The 23680-nt window shown below is 36.1% G+C and carries 20 protein-coding genes; 11 read left to right on the top strand and 9 right to left on the bottom strand.

The annotated features are described in order from the left end of the window. Positions 1–196 precede the first annotated feature (196 nt). From IPK91_08910 to IPK91_08920, 3 genes are all read left to right on the top strand, one after another. A complete protein-coding gene (locus tag IPK91_08910) occupies positions 197–1561 on the top strand; it encodes a TlpA family protein disulfide reductase (protein ID MBK8297378.1) in 1365 nt (454 codons plus the stop codon). Between the two features lie 375 nt (positions 1562–1936). Beyond that, positions 1937–2479, top strand: a complete 543-nt coding sequence (locus IPK91_08915) for a T9SS type A sorting domain-containing protein (GenBank protein MBK8297379.1) — start codon at positions 1937–1939, stop codon at positions 2477–2479. A gap of 69 nt (positions 2480–2548) precedes the next feature. Further along, complete coding sequence (locus tag IPK91_08920) at positions 2549–4300, top strand: PKD domain-containing protein (protein ID MBK8297380.1); 1752 nt, start codon at positions 2549–2551, stop codon at positions 4298–4300. Positions 4301–4404: 104 nt separating this feature from the next. Here IPK91_08920 and IPK91_08925 read toward each other — a convergent pair whose 3' ends face one another. The 8 genes from IPK91_08925 to IPK91_08960 all read right to left on the bottom strand — a co-directional run bounded on the left by IPK91_08925 (position 4405) and on the right by IPK91_08960 (position 14144). Then, positions 4405–5082 carry a rhomboid family intramembrane serine protease gene (locus IPK91_08925; GenBank protein MBK8297381.1) on the bottom strand — a complete coding sequence of 226 codons (678 nt, stop codon included), beginning with the start codon at positions 5080–5082 and terminating at the stop codon, positions 4405–4407. Beyond that, positions 5082–6059: a KpsF/GutQ family sugar-phosphate isomerase gene (locus IPK91_08930; GenBank protein MBK8297382.1), complete on the bottom strand. Its 978-nt coding sequence runs from the start codon at positions 6057–6059 to the stop codon at positions 5082–5084. The genes IPK91_08925 and IPK91_08930 overlap by 1 nt, the downstream gene beginning before the upstream one ends. A gap of 9 nt (positions 6060–6068) precedes the next feature. Further along, positions 6069–6761, bottom strand: coding sequence for a DUF4290 domain-containing protein (locus IPK91_08935; GenBank protein MBK8297383.1), 693 nt, complete (start codon positions 6759–6761; stop codon positions 6069–6071). Between the two features lie 6 nt (positions 6762–6767). After that, entirely contained in the window at positions 6768–8609 is a 1842-nt protein-coding gene (gene glmS / locus IPK91_08940) for a glutamine--fructose-6-phosphate transaminase (isomerizing) (protein ID MBK8297384.1), read from the bottom strand. Between the two features lie 29 nt (positions 8610–8638). Continuing rightward, the gene (locus IPK91_08945) at positions 8639–9979 is read right to left on the bottom strand and encodes a DUF4270 family protein (GenBank protein MBK8297385.1); all 1341 of its coding nucleotides are present in this window, start codon (positions 9977–9979) and stop codon (positions 8639–8641) included. A 54-nt stretch (positions 9980–10033) separates the two neighbouring features. Then, the gene (locus tag IPK91_08950; GenBank protein ID MBK8297386.1) at positions 10034–10837 is read right to left on the bottom strand and encodes a glycogen/starch synthase; all 804 of its coding nucleotides are present in this window, start codon (positions 10835–10837) and stop codon (positions 10034–10036) included. Between the two features lie 627 nt (positions 10838–11464). Further along, positions 11465–13624, bottom strand: coding sequence for a ribonuclease R (gene rnr, locus IPK91_08955; protein ID MBK8297387.1), 2160 nt, complete (start codon positions 13622–13624; stop codon positions 11465–11467). Between the two features lie 7 nt (positions 13625–13631). After that, positions 13632–14144 (bottom strand): hypothetical protein, encoded by a 513-nt coding sequence (locus tag IPK91_08960; protein ID MBK8297388.1) that lies wholly within the window; start codon positions 14142–14144, stop codon positions 13632–13634. 427 nt (positions 14145–14571) lie between these two features. Here IPK91_08960 and radC point away from each other — a divergent pair, with 427 nt between their 5' ends. The 8 genes from radC (at position 14572) to IPK91_09000 (ending at position 21957) form a co-directional block, all read left to right on the top strand. Beyond that, entirely contained in the window at positions 14572–15279 is a 708-nt protein-coding gene (gene radC, locus IPK91_08965) for a DNA repair protein RadC (GenBank protein ID MBK8297389.1), read from the top strand. A 302-nt stretch (positions 15280–15581) separates the two neighbouring features. Then, positions 15582–17333 carry an ABC transporter ATP-binding protein gene (locus IPK91_08970; GenBank protein ID MBK8297390.1) on the top strand — a complete coding sequence of 584 codons (1752 nt, stop codon included), beginning with the start codon at positions 15582–15584 and terminating at the stop codon, positions 17331–17333. 68 nt (positions 17334–17401) lie between these two features. Further along, positions 17402–17869: a hypothetical protein gene (locus IPK91_08975; protein ID MBK8297391.1), complete on the top strand. Its 468-nt coding sequence runs from the start codon at positions 17402–17404 to the stop codon at positions 17867–17869. Positions 17870–17878: 9 nt separating this feature from the next. After that, positions 17879–19021 carry a glycosyltransferase gene (locus tag IPK91_08980; GenBank protein ID MBK8297392.1) on the top strand — a complete coding sequence of 381 codons (1143 nt, stop codon included), beginning with the start codon at positions 17879–17881 and terminating at the stop codon, positions 19019–19021. A gap of 19 nt (positions 19022–19040) precedes the next feature. After that, positions 19041–20606: an Ig-like domain-containing protein gene (locus IPK91_08985; protein MBK8297393.1), complete on the top strand. Its 1566-nt coding sequence runs from the start codon at positions 19041–19043 to the stop codon at positions 20604–20606. Between the two features lies 1 nt (position 20607). Further along, on the top strand, positions 20608–21342 hold the full coding sequence (lptB, locus tag IPK91_08990) for an LPS export ABC transporter ATP-binding protein (protein ID MBK8297394.1): 735 nt from the start codon (positions 20608–20610) through the stop codon (positions 21340–21342). A 19-nt stretch (positions 21343–21361) separates the two neighbouring features. Continuing rightward, a complete protein-coding gene (locus IPK91_08995; GenBank protein MBK8297395.1) occupies positions 21362–21634 on the top strand; it encodes a hypothetical protein in 273 nt (90 codons plus the stop codon). Then, positions 21631–21957, top strand: coding sequence for a hypothetical protein (locus tag IPK91_09000; protein ID MBK8297396.1), 327 nt, complete (start codon positions 21631–21633; stop codon positions 21955–21957). The genes IPK91_08995 and IPK91_09000 overlap by 4 nt, the downstream gene beginning before the upstream one ends. A 176-nt stretch (positions 21958–22133) precedes the next feature. On the opposite strand, the gene IPK91_09005 is transcribed toward IPK91_09000, so the two are convergent. Continuing rightward, on the bottom strand, positions 22134–23639 hold the full coding sequence (locus IPK91_09005) for a T9SS type A sorting domain-containing protein (GenBank protein MBK8297397.1): 1506 nt from the start codon (positions 23637–23639) through the stop codon (positions 22134–22136). Between the last annotated feature and the right edge of the window lie 41 nt (positions 23640–23680).

Here is a 23680-nt window from a genome sequence, read left to right on the forward strand (position 1 = left end):
TTAAAAGCAAATACACTTTTAATCACCATTTTTATCAAATATCTTTAAATCATAAAAGCTGAATTTTTCATTTATGCTAAGTATATATATATACCTTGTAAATAAATTAGTAAAGTATTTCTATAATACCCTTAATTTAAACAAATATAAAGGAAATACTACTGGATTTTTAAATATTTTATTAATCCAACTAGTATTGATTCAAATCGTAAATGCCAATAACTTAACAAAAATATCTGGTATTATATCCAATCCTATCAATAGCAAAGTATATATTTGTTATTATAACATAATTACATTTGATCAAATAATTGTTGATTCAGCTCAATTAGATATCAATGGTAAATTTTCTATGACTTTTGTATGGCCTAATTACAATCATATGGTTTTTATCCATGAGAGTATAAATGTAAATTTATATATAAACCCAAAAGACAATATTGAATTAGAATTTGATGCTGACAATTTCAATAAATCAATTAAGTGTTATGGAATAGGAGGAGCTGTAAATAATTATTTAGTACAAAAATTATTAATATTTAACAAAAATTATCCAACTTCCATTTACAAATTGAATGAAAAAGATTTTATTCAATTTATCGATTCTACCGAAAATGAAAAATTAATACATCTAAACAATTTTTTTTCAAAATTAAAGAAAAATAAAAAATTAGTTAAATTTTTAAAATATGAAGAAGCCGAAATAATTTATAGCACAGTTAATGCAAAATATACTTATCCAAGCTTATATAGTTATATGAATGGACTTAAAAGTCCAGTATTACTAAGTTCCAACTATTACAACTTTCTAAATCATATATTAGTTCAAAATATAAAAGCATTCAACGCTTATTCGTATTTAGAATTCATTGAAAATTATTTTAAGACAGAGGTACAAAAGATGTTTTTATTAGATTCAACTCAAAATATTGTTGAGCTTCAAGAACGATTTTTAGAAAATAATTTTTCTGGATGTATAAAAGACTATCTATATTCAAAATGGATATATAACTTACTTACTCGTAAAAATGATCTACAAAATGCTAGTATTGTATTTAGTAAATTTAAAAATAGTTCTAAAAACAAGTCACTCATAGAATTACTGACGATGACTTTTATTAATACTAGCAGAATGGCTATTGGTGAAATTGCTCCAAATTTTACATATTACGATATTAATGGTAAATTAACTTCACTTTCTGACTTTAAAGGAAAATTAATTTATCTTGATATATGGGCTAGTTGGTGTGGTCCATGTATTAAAGAAATACCATATACAAAAAAACTACAGGAGAAACTTAAAAATAGAAATATCGAATTTCTTTTTATTTCAGTCGATAGGGATCCTAATAAATGGAAAACCTTTGTAAATAAAGAACTATTGCAAGGTACACATTTGCTTTCTAGTCATGATTATTCAATAAATATAGAAAAATTATATAATGTAAAATCATTTCCAAGATATTTTATTATAGGAGCGGATGGGAAAATATTAGATAATATAGCAAAACGTCCGAGCCAAGAAGTTATATTGGATTTGGAAAGGTATCTAAAAGATTAGTTTGAAATATCCTAGTAACTTTAATTTTAATAGCGTAATTTGAATTACTAATGCACTAAAATTGATATTTTTAAGGTAAATTTCAATTTAACTATTACAACTAAGCGCATACAATTATTTAATGATTTCTGATTATTTGAATTTAATCTTGATGATAGATGCTGTTGTCTTAGCCCCATTTTTTAACTATATCTATTTTATTTCTATCCCTAAGAATTGGCAGTTGAAATTGACTAAAACTATTAATAGATTGTAATAAATTCAGGAGCCCGAAATTGTTATTAGTAATCGATTCTAAGCCAAATTACTTTTTTATTCTGATAATTAAATGCAAATTCCATTGCTATTTAGATAGACAGCTTAAATACAGTAGTAATGGAATATCAAATTGATGCTATTGAAACCTCATTGCCTAAAAATGCAGCCATTAGTACCGATTCAATCTGGGAGGATAATTTAAAATTCATGAATGAATTTAATATTCTATTGCTTACTGGACAAGCTGAAACCACAGATTTTGATCAGGTAGAAGCGATCGCAGATCAAAATTTTGATATAGGAGGGATCGCAGTATTGCATGCACGGGTTTGGTTTCCTCAATACAGCGATGAAAGCAGTTTAACAAAGATTAAGGATCAATTGCCTGCAGGTGAAATCCTAGTCTCAGAATTGGTTATAAAGAATGCTGTTGAAATTTACCCAGTACCGAGTGTCACAAATACAGTTACCATACGTTCTGAGAATAAGCTAAAATCTATAAATTTTATGGATGCTCAAGGTCGTATTTGGATTTCGCAAGAGCTAAGTGAATCGCAATACCATACATTAAATTTAGCTGCATTGCAAGCAGGCGTTTATTTAATAGAATTAAAATTTTGGGATGGGATAAAAAGTGTTAAGAAAATTATGAAACAATAATTTTATTATTAAAAAATACCATGCATTTATTAAATTTAAATGCATGGTATTTTTTTTCAAATTTAATTTATGAAATATTTTACAATTTTTTCATTATTTATGTTTTGTTATGATTTAATTGCACAAGATAAACAAGATAATATTTGGTTGTTTGGCCATGAACCAAATAGACCTGTCGATTATTTTGGAGGAAGTATGATTGATTTTTATGCAGAATTCCCAAAAGTTCAATATTTTAATATAAATACGAGGCTATTTGATTGTAGTTCAATATGTACTAATGAAGGAGCTTTGGCTATATATACAAATAACTGCGCTATTTTTGATAAATATCATAAATTAGTCCCAACTAGTGATAGTTTAAATCCTGGATCTGTAACAAATCAATATTGTCATGGAACTTTAGGAGCATACCCATCAAGGAGTTCTACGATTTTATTATACGATTATAATAAATATTTTTATAGTCTGTTTCATTTTGGGCAATTGGAAAATACTAATCCTGGATTATTATTTAGGACCAAGATTTTAAGAGATACTAACTCAAACTTCAAAATAACTGATAAAAGCATTTTAATAGATTCTTTAGAAACTACTGAAGGTATTCAAGCAATCAGACATGGAAATGGTCGTGATTGGTGGATTGTAATGCACGAATCCTTTAATAATAATTTTATTAAATACCTTTTCACCCCAGCTGGAATATTAGGACCTTATAAACAAGCCATAGGCAATATATGGACTCATCAATACTGGATTGCTCAAGCAGCATTTTCTCCAGATGGCAATTGGTATGCATTGGTTTCTGAGTACAATGGAGCCAATTTATTTCGATTTGATCGATGTACTGGTCTATTGTCTGATTACATTTCTTTAAATAAACCTGCTGATGACAATCGATACTATCCACGGGGTGTTTGTTTTTCTCCAAATAGTAAATTGCTTTATGTTTCCGCAGATTTTTCCTTGTATCAATACAATCTGGATGCCCCTGATATTTCAAACTCCTATACTTTAATTGATACTACCGATCATTATAAACTACCCTATACTTTTTTTTCCACCTTCTATCAATTGATGCTAGGTCCAGATCACAAAATTTATGGCATTACCAACAGTGAAACCAATTTCCTTCATGTTATACACAATCCGGATTTACCCGGTAAAGCTTGCAATTTAAAGCAACATGATATTTTACTGCCATCCACTTATTTTCAATCCATGCCCAATTTTCCTCATTTTAGAATCTTTGATTGGGATGACAGCCCTTGCGATACCCTGGGTATCAATAAATCAGCAGTGGCCCGTTGGAGGTATGCTCAGGATAGCCTCAATTATTTGAGATTTGATTTTACCAATCTCAGTTATACAGATATTTTAGAATGGCAATGGGACTTTGGAGATCCTGCCAGCGGCAACAATACCAGCACATTAAAAAATCCAGAACATAATTTTTCAAAAAATGGTATTTACCCGGTCTGTCTGATTGCAAAAAACAAACACGGTTCGGATACCTTGTGCAAAGACATTCAAATTGGTACGGTAGGTCTTGATGACTCACCAATACAAATAGATATTAAATCAAATTTCTTATTAGCTCCCAATCCTTGCAAAGAATTCTTACAAATAAATATCAGCAATTACCATCCTCAAAATATGACAGCACATTTCTATAACCAAATTGGTAAAAATGTAAAGTCAGTCCGTTTATTTCAAGGGGTCAATACAGTGGAAATGGATGATTTAATTCAAGGAATTTATTTTATTTCGATACTGGAAAATGGACGAGTTATTTTAACAAAGAATATTAATAGGCTTTAACTCTTTTTGATTATTAATATAACTTACTACAGCTCATATCCTATGCGCTAGATATTTGATTAATAATAAACAATCGCAATCAAAAAAAATATTTACTAAAAACTTCAATTTTCTTCCTGATATTTATACCGATTCCTATAATTCCGACGTGCGAAAAATCCTACCACCAATCCAAATCCAAATCCTCCGATGTGTGCAAACCAGGCAGTACCACCTTCTTCGGTGTTAAGTCCCAATGAGCCAAATCCTGCAACCATTTGTTGTGCTATCCATATGCCAAGAAAAAATAAGGCCGGCACATATGCAGAAGTAAATAAAAATAAAATCCATACCCGGATGCGAGACGCCGGAAACATGACCAGATAGGCTCCCATTACTGCAGAGATGGCGCCGCTGGCCCCGATCATGGGCAATTCACTGTAGGGATTGGTCAAGACATGTATGAGCGCTGCGGCGATGCCTCCAAGCATGTAAAATAAAATAAAATTGAACGTACCAACTACGGCTTCTATGTTATCTGCAAAAACCCATAAGAACAACATGTTACCAATCAGGTGCATCCAACCTCCATGCATAAACATGGAAGTCAGTAACGTATATAAATCCTGTCCCGAACTAATTTCTACCGGTATCGAACCAAACTCAACAACCATTGCTTCTGCTGCATCTTGTTGCAAACTAAACTCAAATAAAAATACCAATACATTGACCAAAATCAAGGTATAGGAAAACAAAGGCTTGTAACCTCCTTGTACATTGTCGTCACCAATTGGAAAGAACATTAGATGATGCCTTCTTTTATTAAATCATGAATGTGGATCACTCCTAAATATTGATCGCCGGCTGCTACAATAACCTGGGTGATGTTTCTATCTTTCAATACTCGAAATGCTTCTACAGCCAATGCATCCGGTGCTATGCGGATTGGATTTAAAGACATAATATCTTTTGCTTGTAAAGAATCCATCGAACTTGTTTTTTGCAACATGCGTCTTAAATCTCCATCCGTAATGATGCCGGATAATTTATTTTCTTGATTTATCACAGCCGTCATGCCCAAACGTTTGGAGGTCATTTCCAAAATCACTTCGTTCAATCCGGCTTGTTCAAACACTGCTGGTTTTTCATGGGAAGGATAGATATCTTTAACTTTTAAGTACAATTGCTTTCCCAAAGAACCGCCGGGATGAAATTGTGCAAAATCCATGGGTGTAAATCCTCTCAAGGCAAGCAATGAAACTGCAAGCGCATCGCCCATAACCATTTGAGCCGTTGTGCTGGCCGTTGGTGCCAGGTTATTGGGCTCTGCTTCTTTGTCAACCGGAATCCAAATCACTTGATTGGCTTGTTGGGCTAAACTCGAATTGGAATTTGAAACCATTGCAATTAATTGAGATCCTAAATGTTTGACCAAGGGCAACAAAACTTTAATCTCTGGCGTTTCGCCACTTTTCGAAATACACAATACAATATCTTCCGGACGAATCATTCCCAAATCACCGTGAATGGCATCAGCAGCATGCATAAACAAAGATGGGGTTCCGGTTGAATTAAAGGTGGCCACCATCTTTTGTCCAACGATGGCAGATTTACCAATGCCCGTTACCACCAGGCGTCCCTTGCATTCGTAAATAAGCTGGACACACTGTACAAATGATTCTTGAATTTGATTTTTTAAATCTGCTACAACTTGTGCTTCTATCTCAATGCAATTGCGGGCTGCTTGCAGAACGATATCGTGTTGGGAAGGATTCAACATGATTTAGAATCAAGGCCTGCGCTTGTTGTTGCTGTTATTGTTGGATTTGCCGCGATAATTATTGTTTTTCTTATTCCGGTAATTCTGCTTATTCATTCCTTTGTAAACCCTGCGCTGGCTTTTTATCGCTGTATTTGCCAGGGTATTAAATTGAACACTCTCATCAATGGTCAACTGACCATTCGACATGTTTAATAAATCACTTTTTATTAATTCGTCGCTCACATAATGTTCGCGGTTCCAATTTTTAAATGCCATTTTCATATACGAACCGATGATTTGTGAAAACTCATCGCGTTTCGGACCGGCTTCCATCTGCATGGCTTTTTTAATCAGCATGTTTACATAATTGCCATAATGTCTGTAGCGGTCTGCAGGAATTGGATACGGTACTTTTTCAGGTCTCAACTTATCAAGATCCGCACTGGGTTTATCCCCATAGGGCGTTGTAACATCAATTTCATAACTGGCAATTCTAAAAAAATGATGCCACAATTTGCGGCGGTGTTCATCAAAATTCCGATTGTACGGAGTCATGATTTGCATCAGATTGATAATTTCTTCTGCAAACGATTGGCGATAAACTGGATCTTCTATTTTTTTACAATGCACAATAAGATCTTGCACATTCCGACCGTACTCAGGCATAATGAGTTCGGTTTGAGAAGTATTGTATGCAAACTGAATATTAGGATTCGTCATAAAATTTTATTCGACAGTAACGGATTTTGCTAAGTTTCTTGGTTGATCTACATCACATTGACGCATAACCGCCACATGATAGGATAATAATTGGAGTGGGATCACTGACAGCAAGGGTGTCAATGGATCAATGGTGCTTGGAATTTCTATAAAGTGATCTGCAATCCGTTTAATTTCTACATCGCCTTCAGTAACAATGGCAATGACAATGCCTTTACGTGCTTTGACTTCCATGATATTGGAAACAATTTTTTCATAAGCACTGACATTGGTTGCGATCACAATCACTGGCATGTTTTCATCGATCAGGGCAATGGGTCCATGCTTCATTTCTGCTGCCGGATACCCTTCTGCATGGATGTAAGAAATTTCCTTCAATTTCAAAGCACCTTCCAATGCAACTGGAAAATTATATCCTCTTCCAAGGTACAGGGTGTTGTTTGTATTTTTAATTTCCCCCGCCAGGTATTTTATTTTTTCATTGGATGCAAGTACTTTTTCTACTTTATCCGGAATGCTAGCCAACTCTGCAATCAACTGGTGATAATACGAATTGGATAAACTGCCATTGCGCTGTCCTAAAACCAGAGACATTAAAGTCAATAAAGTAACCTGACCTGTAAAAGCTTTTGTAGAAGCCACTCCAATCTCTGGACCACAGTGTATGTAGGAACCTGCATGCGTCATGCGCGCAATGGACGACCCAACCACATTGACAATACCATAAACAAGGGCTCCTTTCTCTTTGGCCAATTCAGCTGCAGCCAGTGTGTCTGCAGTTTCACCGGACTGTGAAATTACTAGGACCACATCTTTGTCGGTTAGGATTGGATTTCTATATCGAAACTCTGAAGCATATTCAACTTCAACCGGAATTCGTGCGAGGTCTTCAATTAAATATTCTCCAATTAATGCACTATGCCAGGACGTACCACAGGCTGCAATGATGATGCGATTGGCTTTATTGATCCGATTGATGTGTTCTTCAAGTCCTCCAAGGCGCACCCAACCTTCAATTGCATTCAATCGGCCCCGCATGCAATCAGAAATGGTTTGAGATTGTTGGTAGATTTCTTTCAACATAAAATGTTCGTACCCACCTTTCTCCAATTGATCCATGCTCATGTCCCACTCATGAATTACAGGTTCCTGCAATTCATCATTGCTCAGGGTTGAAATTTCCAATCCTTTGTCACGAGTCAAAACCGCAATTTCCTCATCATTGAGATAGACGACTTTGTTGGTATATTGAATGATCGGTGTTGCGTCCGATGCTATAAATAAATCCTTATCACCCAAACCAATTACCAACGGACTAGATTTTCGGGCACCTACCAATTTATTGGGATCATTTTTATCAATGACCACAATGGCATATGCGCCCACCACTTTATTGAGTGCTTTGCGAACAGCTTCTTCCAACGGCAAACTGTCGCGATTTTGAAATTCTTCTATTAAATGGATGAGTACTTCGGTGTCGGTTTCACTTTCAAAGCGATGACCTAATCGAGTAAGTGCCTCTTTAAGTGTGGCATAATTTTCAATAATGCCATTGTGGATGATGGCCAGGCGATTGTTACCTGAAAAATGCGGATGCGCATTGATATCATCCGGTTTGCCGTGAGTAGCCCAACGGGTATGACCCATTCCGATGGTTGCGTAGAGGCCTTTGTTTTCTGTGAGATCGGCCAATTCCTGAACCTTCCCCTTTTTCTTATAAACGGACAATTCGCCATCTAATAGCGCGATGCCTGCAGAGTCATAGCCCCTGTATTCAAGACGGCGCAGCCCTTCCAAAAGTATTGGATAGGAATTCTTATCTCCAAGATATGCAATAATTCCACACATATTACATGTAAATATAATGTGTTTTAATCTTATTCAGAATAGGTTAATATCAATTTTGCCGGATTTTGGGTCGCTCCGGGGCCTTTAAAAAAGAGGCGTCCTGCTGACTCCAGTTTAAACAATGGGCTAATTACCAAATCCAGATCTTTTTTAGCCTTTAAAGATTTTTGAAAATGTCTGGTAATGTTCATTTTATAACTATAAACCGTTTTTCCATCTTGAACTGAAGCGACCGGATTTCCTCCAAAAATACGAATATAGCTTGTACTGGTTGTTAATCCCAGTGCCACATCATCAATGGCTACCTTCGTTCCACTGCTGATATCAAAGATTTCTAACAATTTTGGAAGCGGAAAGTTGGTTCGGTCATCTCCTGGTTGATCGTCAACGGTCAAATGCAAAACAGCGTAATTGATAAATTTTCCTTTCCAAGCACTGTCATACGGAATTTTCAAACGGATATCCCTTCCTGTAAATCCTTGCATACACAAGAGACTGTCTCCCAGAATGCTTCCGTTCAAACAATTGGCAGCAACGGTTGCCTGATTATCAATTTTATAAAATGGCGTTTTTGCAGCAAAGCTGCTCATGTAAAATTCACGCTTTGATTGTACCGTATCAGTTGAATAATGGTAATACACCGTTATTTTACTATCAGCGTGCTGTGGCAATACAGACATGATACCATCTCCCGATTCACAAACCACTGCGATTCCATTAAACGATTTGCTGAAGCTGTCCGTAGTAAAATAAATGGTATCGGCATAGGACCTCAATATTTTCATGAACGCTCCAGTGTCCATCCGAAATCGGAGTTGCGGATACAATTGGAGTTTGAAAGTATCTTCCAAAATCATGAGGCTATCCTTTTTATTGGGAATGAAGTCTTTTAGTTCCCCCAACACATTTGATTTGTCATAACCCGGAAGGTAATTGCTGTAATAGGTTGATGAAGTTGAATACGGCTGGCTTAATGGATACACCCTAACGGTAGCCGGAGTTGTATTATAACCATAAAATGTACTGGTATCGTAACGGAGTGAAATCACCACCGAATCCACCGTACTGGTTAAAAAATCCAGGTTCTTACTGGCAATGATGCGCAATTGACTTCCAAATCCAGCCTCTACTTTGCCAAACAAAGGATCATTCATTACGCCCAAAGGAAATGAAATGTCTTGAAATCCTGATAAACCCAGGGTGGTCATCACACGATAACTGATAATAGAATCCGGATCTGCAGGTCCTGCTTGTATATGAAATGTATCAATGCCTTTTGCATCAATCCATGCTGAATTGAGAAGATCTGAACCAAAAGGATCGATTTCATTGCAAGACGTTAATAGAATCCATACTCCGGATAAAAGCATGAATCCTCGAGATAATTTACCGGTCATTATTAAAAGCTATTCTGAATTAACGGTTTAATGAATCAGATTCTTGTAAAAATCGATGTAAGAAGGCAAAAATTCTTCTTCCGTTGTTTTAATAAAAGGTTTTTCAGTACTTTGAATGGACGTACTAAGGGCATCACTGATAGATTGGCTTCCCTGAATGATGCCGTCTGCATATTGAATGGCCCCTTTATCGAGTGTAATGCCAGTGCCATTTTTAAATGCCAACAATTGTTCGGGTTTTAAATTATTAATGGCTGCTTTGGTTAAAAAGTCTTCTGTAAAGCTTTTTTCAATAATTTGATCGTAAACTGACAATACGACTTTTGAATGTTTAAAAACAGGGTCGTTCTTGTAACTTGTCTTAAGGTAAAACGGGATCAAACTGGTCATCCAACCATGGCAATGAACCACATCCGGTGGCCAGCCAAACTTTTTTACAGTCTCCAAGGCACCCTTACAAAAGAAAATCATCCGATCCTGATTGTCGTCATATAATTTTCCTTCTTCATCTTCAAAAACGGTTTTGCGTTTGAAAAACTCGTCATTGTCCAAAAAGTAAACCTGAATCCTGGAACCAGGTAAAGAAGCCACTTTGATAATCAAGGCAAAATCATCATCATTTATGATAATATTCATTCCTGAAAGTCGCACCACTTCATGCAATCGATGTCTTCGCTCGTTGATGGTGCCAAAACGCGGCATTAAAATCCGGATCTCCATCCCACTGTCTTGCGCATAGGCCGGCAATTTCTGGATCAAAGAGCCAATGCCTGAAAGATCCAGATAAGGCTCCATTTCCTGGGTAATAAAGAGAATCCTGTTTTTACTCATACGATAAGCTTAATTCTTCAAAAGGAGTGCAAAGGTACTAAATTTTTAGCAGAATAATGCTTAATATACTCCATTCGATTAATTAAGTTATTGAATTTCAATTTTTTATGACAAATAAACGGAATAAAAAAAGGAAAATAGGCGAAGGGAAGAGGGCTGGAGGGCTGTTAGACTGTTAGGGAAGGAGGCTAATGGCGATCTTTGAATCTTCAGGACGGAACGTGCATTTTTTAGGTATGGATACTACTAGCACCCATCAACTATCACCTATCAACTATCACCTATCAACTATTTATTGCTCATACGGGATTAAAATTTCAAAGCATGGACTTGCTTACTAAATTGAAAATGACATTTCTACTACTATCAACTTATTACTTCGCAAATCCTCGGCGGGGACGCCTTCGGAAACTACTTATTGAAATGATCAACCGGGACGCCTTCGAAAACTTGTAAAATTTATTGCATTTTATAAACACCCTGTTCTCTATAGACTAATTCGCTTCTTTTCTTCTTATTTTTTCAATCTAATTTAAAAAAAAATTCACGCAGAGACGCAGAGACGCAGAAGACTATTCATCGCTCCTACTAACACCTATCAACTAACACCTATTAACTATTTAAATTTTAAATAATTGACAACAAGAGCTCTTTCTGATCCAGGTCTGCAGCAACCAATTTGACTTTTAACTTATCGCCAATTTTCCAAGCCTTGGTTATAAAAGAAGAGGATGCTTTAAATCTGCTTTTATGAATTTCTATATCGTTATCTAACTGGTTAATTGGCAAAAAACCTTCGCAGTGACTGCCTTCCAATTCAATGTAAAATCCTCGTTCATTCATCCCAATAATTCTACCATCAAACAACTCGCCAACGCGATCTTTTAAAAACACCACCTGAAAGTATCGGGTTGATGCGCGTTCAGCTTCCATAGCCTTTCGTTCTTGATTGGAAATATGCAAACATTGGCGATGCAATAGATCGGGTTCTGCCCTGTAACTCGTTTCCAAATTCGCATATAACAAGCGGTGCACCAACAAATCAGCATACCGGCGAATGGGTGAGGTAAAATGACTGTAGAATGGAAATGCGAGTCCATAGTGCCCAATATTGTGCGGACTGTATTCTGCTTTGGCCATCGAGCGGATTGCAAGCGGTTGCAGAATTTTAAATACTTCATTCTTTTGAGCTGCTTCTGAAATTTTATTGATAGACTGTGAAATTTTTTTAGGACTGCTAAAGTCAAGTTTCAATCCCATTTCAAGTGCAAAATGACCGAGTTCTTCTAATTTTCCAGGATCCGGTTTATCATGAATCCGATATACAAATGGAATGGGTTTTTCCTTGTTTTTTTGGGCAATAAATAAAGCAACGTATTTATTGGCAAGCAACATAAATTCTTCGATCAACATATGTGCCGGCTTGCGCTCTTTGATTAATAACTCTAATGGATTTCCATGAGCATCCAATTTAAATTTTACTTCTACGGAATCAAAGTCGATCGACCCATGTGCCATACGCTCTTTGCGAATATGCGTTGCCAGCGTATTCAGTAACTGCAATTCTTTTTGATAGGGACCTTGTTTTCCATCTAAAATTTCCTGTACTTCTTCATACGTAAAACGATGGTTTGAATGGATCAAGGTTTTCCCTATCCATTGACCTATGATATTAAATTTATCATCCAATGTAAATACAACCGAAAACGTATATTTATCTTCCTTCGGTCGCAGCGAACATAAATTATTAGATAATTTTTCGGGCAACATTGGCAAAACTCGATCTACCAGGTAAACTGAATTTCCTCTGCGCAACGCTTCCTTGTCGAGTGCAGAATGTTCTTCAACATAATGACTGACATCGGCAATGTGCACTCCAATTTCCCAGTGTCCCTCTTTATTTTTTTGTACAGACAATGCGTCGTCAAAATCTTTTGCGTCAAATGGATCGATGGTGAATGTGGTCACCGAACGAAAATCTTTGCGATAACTGTGCAAGCTAATTTCTGGTGAAATTTTATCAGCAGCCGTTAGTAAAGCTTCTGACCAATCCAGTGGAAATCCTTTGTCTACCAAAATGCTTTGCATCTCAATATCATTGGAAGTTTCTTTACCCAGATTTCGGATAACATTCCCCTCCAATAAATCCCGTGACTTCTCTTTGTATTTGGTAATTGCAATCACTACCCGATCAAATTCCTCTACAGGAATGTTACGGGGGATATGGACCAGGACCTCAATCAGTTTTTTACCCGCTTGTGCAAAAGCAATGGCGCGATGATTGTAAAAACGCACCACACCAATCAACTGCGTCCGTGAACGGGTGATGATTTCAATGATTTTACCATCTGGTTTGACCCGACGACCCGGAAGCAATTCTACTTTAACCAGATCTCCGTCTTCAGCTCCGTTTAAATGTTTTTGATTCACATAAACATCGTGCACTTCATCCTGACAAATGATATAAGCAAATCCGGCACGTGCCATGTCCACATATCCTGAAAATACTTTAGAGGTAGATTTGGAGTCGCCTTTTGATGCAGTCGAACTCAAGGCAGCATATTTCTGATTGGCGCTGTGTTTAATTTGTTTTTTCTCAACCAGCGTATCCAGTTGCTCTAATAAAAAACGAATGTCTTTAACTTTAAGTTTTTTAGCAATTTGAAAAGCCGTAAATTTTTTAGTGCTATTAAGCTGGAAGAAAATTAAAATGCGTTCGCGTAATTGATTTTGAGGAGTTTTCGCTGCTTTTTTTGATTTTAAGGGTTTCCCTGATTTTTTTTTCATGGGTTATTTATAATTCTAAATTGACTTCAGATTTTCGAAGATTCCCATCGGGTAAAAATTCGAGCATCCATTTTTTTGTATGAACCGGATTAACTTCAAGATGTGAATCATCGAGCGTTCCTTCCAGGATGTATATATGACCAGTAACATCAATATGGGCCATTTTGTTAATTAGTTGTTCGTCTTCCGAATAAAAACCTGCAATTTCTTGTAAATGTAAAAACCTTCCTTGTTCGTCAAAATTTATAAGATAAAACGAATACCGCATCAATCGGGCTGCCCACAAAACCAAGGTATGAATGCCTTTTACGGATTCAAATTGCAGACAGGGCAGGAATTCAGAAAACTCATCCACTTCAAAATCCAGATTTGGGAAAATAAATTGTTGAAGCAAAGGATCCGGCAAATCGTCGTTGGCTTTACTAAACTGATGATGATCTGAATATTGAATCGTAAGTGGCAACTCAGCTTTTGGAAAGTAACTCAACAAATCTGCAAATGGGGAAATCGACTGACTCATTTAATTGCAAAGATAAGAAGAAGGTTGAAGAATGCTGCAATTTTGAAATGCTGGAATTCTAAAATGGGGCCCAGAGACTAGAGGCTAAAGGCTAGAGGCTAAAGGCTAGAGGCTAAAGGCTAGAGGCTAAAGGCTAGAGGCTAAAGGCTAGAGGCTAGAGGCTAAAGGCTAGAGGCTAAAGGCTAGAGGCTAAAGGCTAGAGGCTAAAGGCTAGAGGCTAGAGGACAGAGGAATGTTTAATTGAACAGCTATTGCTTATTGATGACATGCTAACAACGATCATCTATCTAACAAACAACTATTATCTATCAACTATCATCTATCAACTTATTAAATAAATATCCTACCACGTAAAATAAATAATCAAGTTGATTTAATAAAGTGTAATGATTTAATAATTTAATAAAAATAACTTTACAGTTTTTACATGAGAAGTAGACCTAAAACAGACTCAACAAATTCAATTAAACATTGGGCAACAGATGACCGACCACGAGAAAAATTGTTGGATAAAGGCAAATTGGCATTAAGCCATTCGGAATTGCTTGCCATTCTAATTGGTTCGGGAAGTGGTGGTGAAAATGCATTGGATTTAGCTCGAAATATCATGGATTCCTGTAAACAAGACTTAACGGAATTAAGTAAACTGGGCGTTGATCGATTGTGCAAATACAAAGGCATTGGAAAAGTAAAAGCATTGGTTATAGAAGCAGCCCTGGAGTTGGGAAGAAGAAGACAGGAAAGTTTGTTTCAGGATAAACAAGTCATTGTAGCAAGTCGTCAAGCCTATGATGTCATTCGTTTAAAAATGCAGGATCTGGGTCATGAAGAATTTTGGATCCTTTACCTCAATCGTGCCAATAAAATTATGTCCGTTGAAAATATTTCAAAAGGAGGGATTACCGGCACTGTAGCAGATCCACGACTTATTTTTAGCAGGGCTCTTGACATTAAAGCTTGCGGAGTGATCTTAGTACACAATCATCCTTCCGGTTCCACACGACCCAGCAATCAGGATCTCGAACTGACTAAAAAATTAAAATCTGCCGGACAATTGCTCGACATCCAGGTTATGGATCATTTAATCGTTACAGAAGATACGTATTATAGTTTTGCAGATGAAGGAATGTTGTAATAAATTGAAGTGAATTTCTAAATCCCACGCAAGCTAACATTTCCAATAAATTTATTACCCAAACTCTTTTTTACAAAAATGAAATTTGATTCACATAGTATGAATTAAAATCACATCCAAGTCAGCTTTTTAAATTTACTTTTTCAAAAACCATAAATTGTTTATTGAATTAAAAAGCATCCCATTTCTTTTAATTTTATGGTTTATAAAGGATCACTTAGAATTATTTTATATTTTACCTTTCAACAAATCATATATTTAAACCATTTCTTCCAATTCGCATTAATATAGGATTCAATGACATGACCGGTTTCAATACGCTTAAAAGATTGCTTGTTTTTGTAAAGCCCTACAGGCTGCTGTTCTGGGTTTCTGCACTTATTGCAATCATCATGGCTCCTCTGAATGCCTATTTGCCCTATTTGGCCAATGTGATGGTAGATGATCACATCATGGTGCGTGATCTGGAAGGATTAAAACGTATTTCCCTGTGGTATTTGGGAGCGCTGGCCAGTCTGACGTTTTTACGGTACAGCTTTACCATTTTGACCAATACCATGGGCCAAAATATCATCTATGATTTACGCAATAAGATGTACGATCATATTTTATCGCTTCGTTTGTCTTATTTTGATAAAACCCCGATTGGCACCAATACAACTCGTGTAATCAATGATTTGGAAACCGTCAATTCTGTATTTTCAGAAGGACTCATTACAATCATTGCAGATATACTATCCTTGATTACTGTACTGGCACTGATGTTTTGGACCAGTGTAAAACTGACTTTGATTTGCCTGGTGACCTTTCCTTTATTATTGGTGGCCAGTTATATATTTAAAGAAAAAGTCAAACATTCTTTTCAGCGGGTTCGGGCTCAAGTGGCTCGTATGAATGCCTTTTTACAAGAACACATTTCAGGAATCAAAACGGTTCAAATTTTTGCCGCAGAAAAACGGGTTGCCAAAAAATTTAAGGAAATAAACCGCGAATACACACAAGCCAATCTCGATGGAATCTTTTATTATGCTGTATTTTTTCCAGTTGTTGAAATCATTTCTGCAGCTTCCCTTGGATTTATGGTTTGGTGGGGTGCTCAGGGTGTGTTGGAAGGCGTTGTAACCATCGGACAACTGGTTGCATTCCCTATGTATTTGTCGCGTTTGTTTCAACCGGTCCGTACCCTGGCTGATAAATTCAATACCTTACAAATGGGGCTGGTAGCGGGTGGAAGGGTGTTTGAAACTCTGGATACCAAAGAACAAACACAGGATCAAGGCACGATTGATCAGGGAGATCTCAAAGCTTCCCTTGAATTTAAACAGGTTTATTTTGGATACCGCCCTGATGAATATATTTTAAAGAATATTTCTTTCCGATTAGAACCCGGAAAAACACTGGCCCTTGTGGGGAGCACAGGATCCGGTAAGTCCAGCTTAATTAGCCTGATCAATCGTTTGTATGAAATCAATCAAGGCAGTATTCAGATTGGAAATCATTCCATTTCAGATTATAAAATTGATTTTTTACGCAAACGGATTGCGGTTGTTTTACAGGACGTGTTTTTATTTCAAGGCAGCATCTATGAAAACATGAGTCTTAAAAATCCGGAAATTGACCTCGAACAAGTAATTGCAGCCTCAAAAATAATTGGAGCCCACGAATACATTATGAACCTTCCTGGCAATTACAACTACCAACTGGCCGAGCGAGGTGTCAACTTATCGGTAGGCCAAAGGCAGTTAATTTCCTTTGTAAGGGCGCTGTTGGTCGATCCGGATATTTTGATTTTGGATGAAGCAACTTCCTCCCTCGACACAGAAACCGAATCCATATTGCAACATGCCATCGAAAAACTAATTGCAAAGAGGAGTTCGATTGTGATTGCCCATCGATTGTCAACCATTCAACATGCTGATTATGTGATGGCCTTAGAACATGGAGAAATTAAAGAATTTGGCCCTCCTGCGGAACTTCTTGCCCGGGAAAATGGTTTATATAAGAAGCTCTACGAGACTTACTTTCAAACAGTAACGGCATCCGTCAACGATTGAGAAATTTACAATCAATTAGTTTTACATATTAGTTATTTTTTTAATACATTTTATTATCTTTGCACGGGATGGCCATATTAAGGACATATAATTATTCTTCCGGAAAAGGATTTGCTGAAAAATTCTTTGGAAGCCTCATATTCCTGCTTTTTATCGCAGGCTTTTTTTACTTGTTTTTTCAGGTTTACAAATTGATGTGGTATGCCTGTCCGGTATTGCTTTTAATAGCCTTCATTTTAGAACCCAAACTGGTTTGGTCTTATATTACAGCGATATGGAAACAAATCGTTGTTTCACCAGTTTCTGGTTTGATTCAGGCGCTCATTAATCTGGTTGGATTGCCCTTTGTCAGCATTGGTTTAATATTTAAAGCCTGGATTTATCGCAAATTTGGTCAAATCAACCAACAGGTTCATCAAGAGGAATTTGATGATAAATTTACCAGCTACGAAGATGTTGAAACAACTCAACAAGCTCCTCAAAATTCTAAAAAAGTGCAACTTGCAGATAGCAGGTATGACGATTTGTTTGAATAAAAAAATAAGGTGTTCATATTCTGCTTAGCTACAGTCATCAGTACGTTTATTTATCTCTGTCTTATTGCTTACTACATTTATTATTGGAATCGGATCAACCCGCCATTGATACCGACATCTGCCGAATTACCCATGGTGACAATCCTCATCGCCGCACGCAATGAAGAAGATTCAATTTTAGCCTGCATTCAATCGTGCCTAAACCAAAATTATCCTCCAAATAAATTAGAGGTGATCGTCGTTGATGATCAATCTGAAGATGATACCTATGATTTATTGGAATCCATTGAAGACCCTCGCTTTGTGCACATGCGGCTGGGTGTTTATAAAAGAACCACCATCAAAGGATCCAAGAAAAAAGCAATCGCGTATGGAGTCAATCATGCTAAAGGTGAACTCATTTTTACCACGGATGCGGATTGCTTGGTAGCCCCTGATTGGATTCAATCTATGATCCCTTTCTTTAATGATCCGAAAGTTAAATTAGTCTCTGGTCCTGTAAAAATTACAAACCGCTCTTCTTTAATTGCCCGGTTTCAAGCGCTGGATTTTTCAGCAAATGGATTGGTCAATGCGGCTGGTATTAAATCCGGATTACACTATCTGTGCAGTGGTGCAAATTTGGCTTACCGGAAACAGGTTTTTTTAGAACACAATGTTTATGAAGACAATTATCATATAGCTTCCGGAGATGATATCTTCTTATTAGAAAAAATAAAATCCGTTTATCCTGATGGAATCGTTTTTTCCAAGTTAGCCAACAGCATTGTTGAAACACAGGCTGTTTCAAATTGGACAGATTTAATCAAACAAAGACTGCGTTGGGCAGGAAAAATGCGCCATATAACTGATTGGAATTTAAAATGGATTCCTGCATTGATCTGGATTCAACGAATCTTGTTGCTTAGTTTTCTGGTTGTCGCCATTTCCTTAGGTTCCGTTAATTACATTCTAGCAAGTATTACGGCTATTATGCTCCAATTATTGCTGGATTTCTTATTACAATACGATGCTTGCCGCTTCTATAAAATTTCAAAATGGCAAATTTGGTTTATCGTATTAGAGCCATTGCATACAATTTATTTCATTTTACTGGGAATCGCATCCTGGTTGCCGGTAAGCATCGAATGGAAAGGCCGGAGCAATCCCTAATCCTGTGTACTTTTGCATTATGAATCTAAGGAGCTCCCTATTAATACTAATTGCTTTCCTTTTAAATTCCTGTGCCAATATAAAAGGTATTAGTGGAGGACCTGAAGATAAAAAAGCTCCCGGTATACTGAGTGCTAAATCCAGCCCAGCCCAACAAAAAAATTTTAAAGAACACAGCCTGTATTTTTATTTTGATGAATGGATCCGATTGGAAAGTCCCCAGTCAAATATTACTATATCACCCAGTTTGCAATATCAACCTAAATACATTTTAAAAGGAAAGGAATTAATTATTGAATTTGATGAACGCGAACAATTAAAAGAAAATACAACCTACTCCATTCAATTTGGAGAATCAATCAAAGACATTACCGTTGGAAATGTACAAAGGGATTTGAGGTACATTTTTTCTACTGGCAATTTTATTGATTCCTTAAAAATTGTAGGCCAGGTAAAAGATGCATATTCTAATCAGGTAAAAGAAAAAATTCTGGTAGGATTGTACAATAACTTACATGACAGTGCTTTTCAAAAATTAAAACCCTTTTACTTTAGCTTTACGGATACCGCTGGACGATTTAAATTGGAAAACCTGAGTCCGGGTACGTATAAACTTTATGCTTTATTAGATAAAAATCAAAATTATTACTTTGATCAATTTGGTGAATCGATTGCTTTTCTTGATCAAAGCATCCAAATCAATGACAGCTTGCAAAAACAGTTTAACCTATACCTTTCAGAATCCAAACCACCATTATTTATTAAAGACAAAGTTTCTGGTAACGGGAAATTAAAATTGCAATTTAATGAGATGCCGGACTCTTTAAAAATCACATTCAATAATGAAACAAATTTTCAATGGTTACAAACGGCTGATAGTTTGCTTATATGGAATTTAAAATCAGATCCTGATAGTTTGCGCATTAAGTATCCCGGTCACCTCGATAGTTTTATAATTTCAGCTCGCAACAAATCCAATGCTCCGGATCCCGTTTCACTGAATTTGAAAGAACGCATTTTAAAGCCCGGTGAATTTCCAATATTTAGTTTTAAGGATCCTGTATTAAATGTTTATAATTCAAAAATTTCCACTACAGATTCCAGTATTACCAATTTAAGTGTACAAATGGATCGTCTGGATCCAAGATCTTTTAGCATACTGGGAAATTTTAAAAATAAATCGGAGTTTAAACTCATTTTTGAAAAAGCATCTGTTGTCCTGTGGCCGGATTTAGAAAATAAAACAGATACTTTTACAATTCGATATCTTGAAAAATCTGCATTAAGTCAATTGACTTTAAAATTAGATTCATTAAATACGAATGCAGCCTACATCCTTGAACTTGTTGAAGGAGAGCAAGTTCGTACAACGAGAATCTTATCTAAATTTGATCAGACAAAGGAATTATTATTCCCTAACTTGCTACCTGGAAATTATAAACTTCGATTAATTGAAGATAAAAATCAAAACCAACGATGGGATGCTGCCAATTATGAACTAAAAAATCAGGCTGAGACGGTGTGGAATTTTAGTTTACCGGAATTACGAGCGGATTGGGACATTGCTGTGACTATAAAACCCTAACATGAAATTATTCACAAAAGACCTGGTTAAATCATTTGGTGCACGAACCGTTGTCAATGGGGTATCGGTAGAAGTTCAGGAAGGTGAAATTGTTGGATTACTGGGCCCGAATGGGGCCGGAAAAACAACTACCTTTTATATGATTGTTGGATTTATAACACCCAATCAGGGATCGGTCCACCTGGACGAAGATGAAATCACGCGGGATCCCATGTATTTAAGGGCTCGCAAAGGATTGGGTTATTTACCCCAAGAACCTTCCGTTTTTCGCAAACTGAGTGTAGAGGATAATATCCGTGCCATTTTAGAAATGACTGCATTAACAAAGGAAGCGCAACGAGACAAACTGGAAACCTTGTTGGCCGAATTTAATTTAAACCGGGTACGTAAAAATCCAGGAGATTCTTTAAGTGGCGGCGAACGCAGGCGAACAGAAATTGCACGTTCTTTGGCATCCGATCCACACTTTATTTTATTGGACGAACCTTTTGCTGGTATTGACCCCATTGCTGTTGAAGACATTCAATTGATCGTACAAAAATTAAAAGCGAAAAACATCGGAATTCTGATTACGGATCACAATGTTCAAGAAACCTTATCCATTACAGATCGGGCCTATTTGATAGTAGATGGTAAAATTCTAATGTCCGGCACCGCTGAAGAATTAGCAGCCAATGAAACCGTTAGAAGGGTTTATTTGGGTCAGAATTTTATACTTCGTTCTAAAATGAGCTGAGATCTTTTAAATCAATCCAATGAAACAAGTGCAAAGCAATTTTAATATCAATGGAATCTTTAGGTGTTTTAGTATGTTGTTTCTGTTTAGTTCTTGCATTGATGAATCTCCAAAACTAAATCGCATCATTGAATTTAAAGCAGACAGTTTGCTGCAATTAGAAATCAATAATTTAAGCCGGGAAGCAGATTCCTTCTGCCGGATTTTTCATCAATTGAATCATCCTATCTTTTTAGATTCCATTGTAGCTCTCCGTAAAAAAGAAATTCTGCAACTACAACAAGGATTATGAAATTAATTCAACTTGCAGCCATTGGTATCATTGTAGGGTTAGGCTCTTGCAAATCAAAACAAGAACAAACACAGGATCTGGTTCAAACTCGATTTACAGAATTGCGTAAAAAATTTATTGAAGATCGAAAAACAAAATGCATCGAAGAGTTAATGCGTAAAATAGAATTGGAATCAGATTCGATTTTAATTGTATTGGCAAAACGCATTAAATACGATAGTTTGACAATTCCGTATGATTCCATCCGACCGGATCAACCTGAAATCACATTTCCGAAATATAGAAAACCAGAAAAGCCTGGGGAGGATACGTTGATACACTAAATAATTTGATTTACTAATATTTACTTTTAAATATTGTAAATTGATATAAATCCAAATATATCTTGGATATTAATAGCAGTTCAATCTCTTTTTAAAAACAAAAGTGGCGCCTTCAATTGCTTAAAGACACCACTTACACGCAATAATATTCATTTGCATTGAAAAATGGTTTAGGTTTACTTTACAATTCGTTTCAATATAATTCTTTTGTCTTCTAAAATAATTTTTACAAAATAAATACCAGATTGTAAATCATCCAGCTGGATGGTTTGTTGTTGACTGGTTTGTATAAATGTGTTTATTTTAATTAGCTGTCCGGTTGAATTTAAGATGCTTATAGATTTTGTTGAATTATTTGGTTCATGATAGTCAATATGAAGTTCTTTTTTTATAGGATTGGGATAGACCAACGCATCATAAATAAACTCCTTTGGATCTCCAATAAAACTCATAACCAGATTGCTATCACAAACCGGTTCATAACCCAAGCGATAATTGACAAAATTGGGAATACTGGCATGATTCCAGGCAGGCAGTTGGATCCCATGTTGCTGAAAATGACAATCCAGTCCTTTTTGATTGGGATCATGGATCACATGCATAACTTTATTACTGGTACCAGTGCGGATGTAAATTTTACAATCTGGCCCCAACATGGCTGCATCAAAACCTGCTGCCCAAATACCATCTTCTACATATCCATCCCAGGTATCTAAATGGACCAAAGCTGACTGAGGATCTGGATCTTGGGTATCGTATTGATAGATATCCCAACGATAACTCAAATACACAAAACGGGAATCGGGAGAAAATGCAACTCCAACGGTATGGTCATTGGTTTCGCTTCCCGTAATAATATTTCTAAAATTACTTAGCGTACCAGAACTTCTATCAAAATCCATTAAAAACAAACCATTGCTGGGAGTCATTCGGGAATATTGTTTTCCATCAGGCGAAAAGCAAGATTGTGAACCTCCATCATCCAAATAATAAAAATCGAGGCCAATGCTTTGTTCTTTATACGGCAAAGGACCCAGTGCTGTCATCTGAACTATAAAATACTTATTGTTGGCTCTACCAGGACTAATTATCCACCAGTCTAAATTATTACTGTGTCTAGTTGCAGTGAGATCTGAAGAAGATTGGTATTGGTCAATGAGAATTTGGTTTTTAATACTTAGATCACCATACCCATTGTTTAAATTCACATCTCCAATTGAGTATAACAACTTTGTTACAGCGGTAATTGATAATGAATCTTGTACAAAATCCCAATATTTATGTAAAATTAAATAAAGCTGTTCTTTGTTTGGAAATGGTAATATAAGAGTTCCATTGTCAACAGTATAGTCTCCAAACTTACAATCAAAATCATGTCCTGGGCCTTCATTGATAATTCCATTTGGCATGGGTCGATATAAACGATCTGAAATCCAACATCCGCTGGTATACATTAAAAATTTACCATTTTCATCACAAATGCTTGCGTTGTTTTGGTGAATTCTAAAATCTTTATTTGTTATTTTAATAGTCCTTTTGTTGTTTGTAAAATCAATTTTGAATCTGTAAAAATTTGTATCAATTACACTAGAATTTGAGCCTCCTAACATCCAAATATAATCTCTTTTTCCTTGTGCTTTTAAGCATGTAACTGAAAGAATAATAATTAGTATAATTTTCATAATAAAAAATGAGGTGGTTTTTAAACCACCTCTTGTTAAAA

Source organism: Saprospiraceae bacterium (assembly GCA_016712145.1).
Classification (GTDB): domain Bacteria; phylum Bacteroidota; class Bacteroidia; order Chitinophagales; family Saprospiraceae; genus Vicinibacter.

What these genes read in the sequence shown, in the direction of transcription:
- IPK91_08915 (MBK8297379.1), top strand. Translation starts at nt 1,937, where the DNA reads ATGGAATATCAAATTGATGCTATTGAAACCTCATTGCCTAAAAATGCA.
- IPK91_08920 (MBK8297380.1), top strand. Translation starts at nt 2,549, where the DNA reads ATGAAATATTTTACAATTTTTTCATTATTTATGTTTTGTTATGATTTA.
- IPK91_08925 (MBK8297381.1), bottom strand. Translation starts at nt 5,082, where the DNA reads ATGTTCTTTCCAATTGGTGACGACAATGTACAAGGAGGTTACAAGCCT.
- IPK91_08930 (MBK8297382.1), bottom strand. Translation starts at nt 6,059, where the DNA reads ATGTTGAATCCTTCCCAACACGATATCGTTCTGCAAGCAGCCCGCAAT.
- IPK91_08935 (MBK8297383.1), bottom strand. Translation starts at nt 6,761, where the DNA reads ATGACGAATCCTAATATTCAGTTTGCATACAATACTTCTCAAACCGAA.
- glmS (MBK8297384.1), bottom strand. Translation starts at nt 8,609, where the DNA reads ATGTGTGGAATTATTGCATATCTTGGAGATAAGAATTCCTATCCAATA.
- IPK91_08945 (MBK8297385.1), bottom strand. Translation starts at nt 9,979, where the DNA reads ATGCTTTTATCCGGAGTATGGATTCTATTAACGTCTTGCAATGAAATC.
- IPK91_08950 (MBK8297386.1), bottom strand. Translation starts at nt 10,837, where the DNA reads ATGAGTAAAAACAGGATTCTCTTTATTACCCAGGAAATGGAGCCTTAT.
- rnr (MBK8297387.1), bottom strand. Translation starts at nt 13,624, where the DNA reads ATGAAAAAAAAATCAGGGAAACCCTTAAAATCAAAAAAAGCAGCGAAA.
- IPK91_08960 (MBK8297388.1), bottom strand. Translation starts at nt 14,144, where the DNA reads ATGAGTCAGTCGATTTCCCCATTTGCAGATTTGTTGAGTTACTTTCCA.
- radC (MBK8297389.1), top strand. Translation starts at nt 14,572, where the DNA reads ATGAGAAGTAGACCTAAAACAGACTCAACAAATTCAATTAAACATTGG.
- IPK91_08970 (MBK8297390.1), top strand. Translation starts at nt 15,582, where the DNA reads ATGACCGGTTTCAATACGCTTAAAAGATTGCTTGTTTTTGTAAAGCCC.
- IPK91_08975 (MBK8297391.1), top strand. Translation starts at nt 17,402, where the DNA reads ATGGCCATATTAAGGACATATAATTATTCTTCCGGAAAAGGATTTGCT.
- IPK91_08985 (MBK8297393.1), top strand. Translation starts at nt 19,041, where the DNA reads ATGAATCTAAGGAGCTCCCTATTAATACTAATTGCTTTCCTTTTAAAT.
- lptB (MBK8297394.1), top strand. Translation starts at nt 20,608, where the DNA reads ATGAAATTATTCACAAAAGACCTGGTTAAATCATTTGGTGCACGAACC.
- IPK91_08995 (MBK8297395.1), top strand. Translation starts at nt 21,362, where the DNA reads ATGAAACAAGTGCAAAGCAATTTTAATATCAATGGAATCTTTAGGTGT.
- IPK91_09000 (MBK8297396.1), top strand. Translation starts at nt 21,631, where the DNA reads ATGAAATTAATTCAACTTGCAGCCATTGGTATCATTGTAGGGTTAGGC.
- IPK91_09005 (MBK8297397.1), bottom strand. Translation starts at nt 23,639, where the DNA reads ATGAAAATTATACTAATTATTATTCTTTCAGTTACATGCTTAAAAGCA.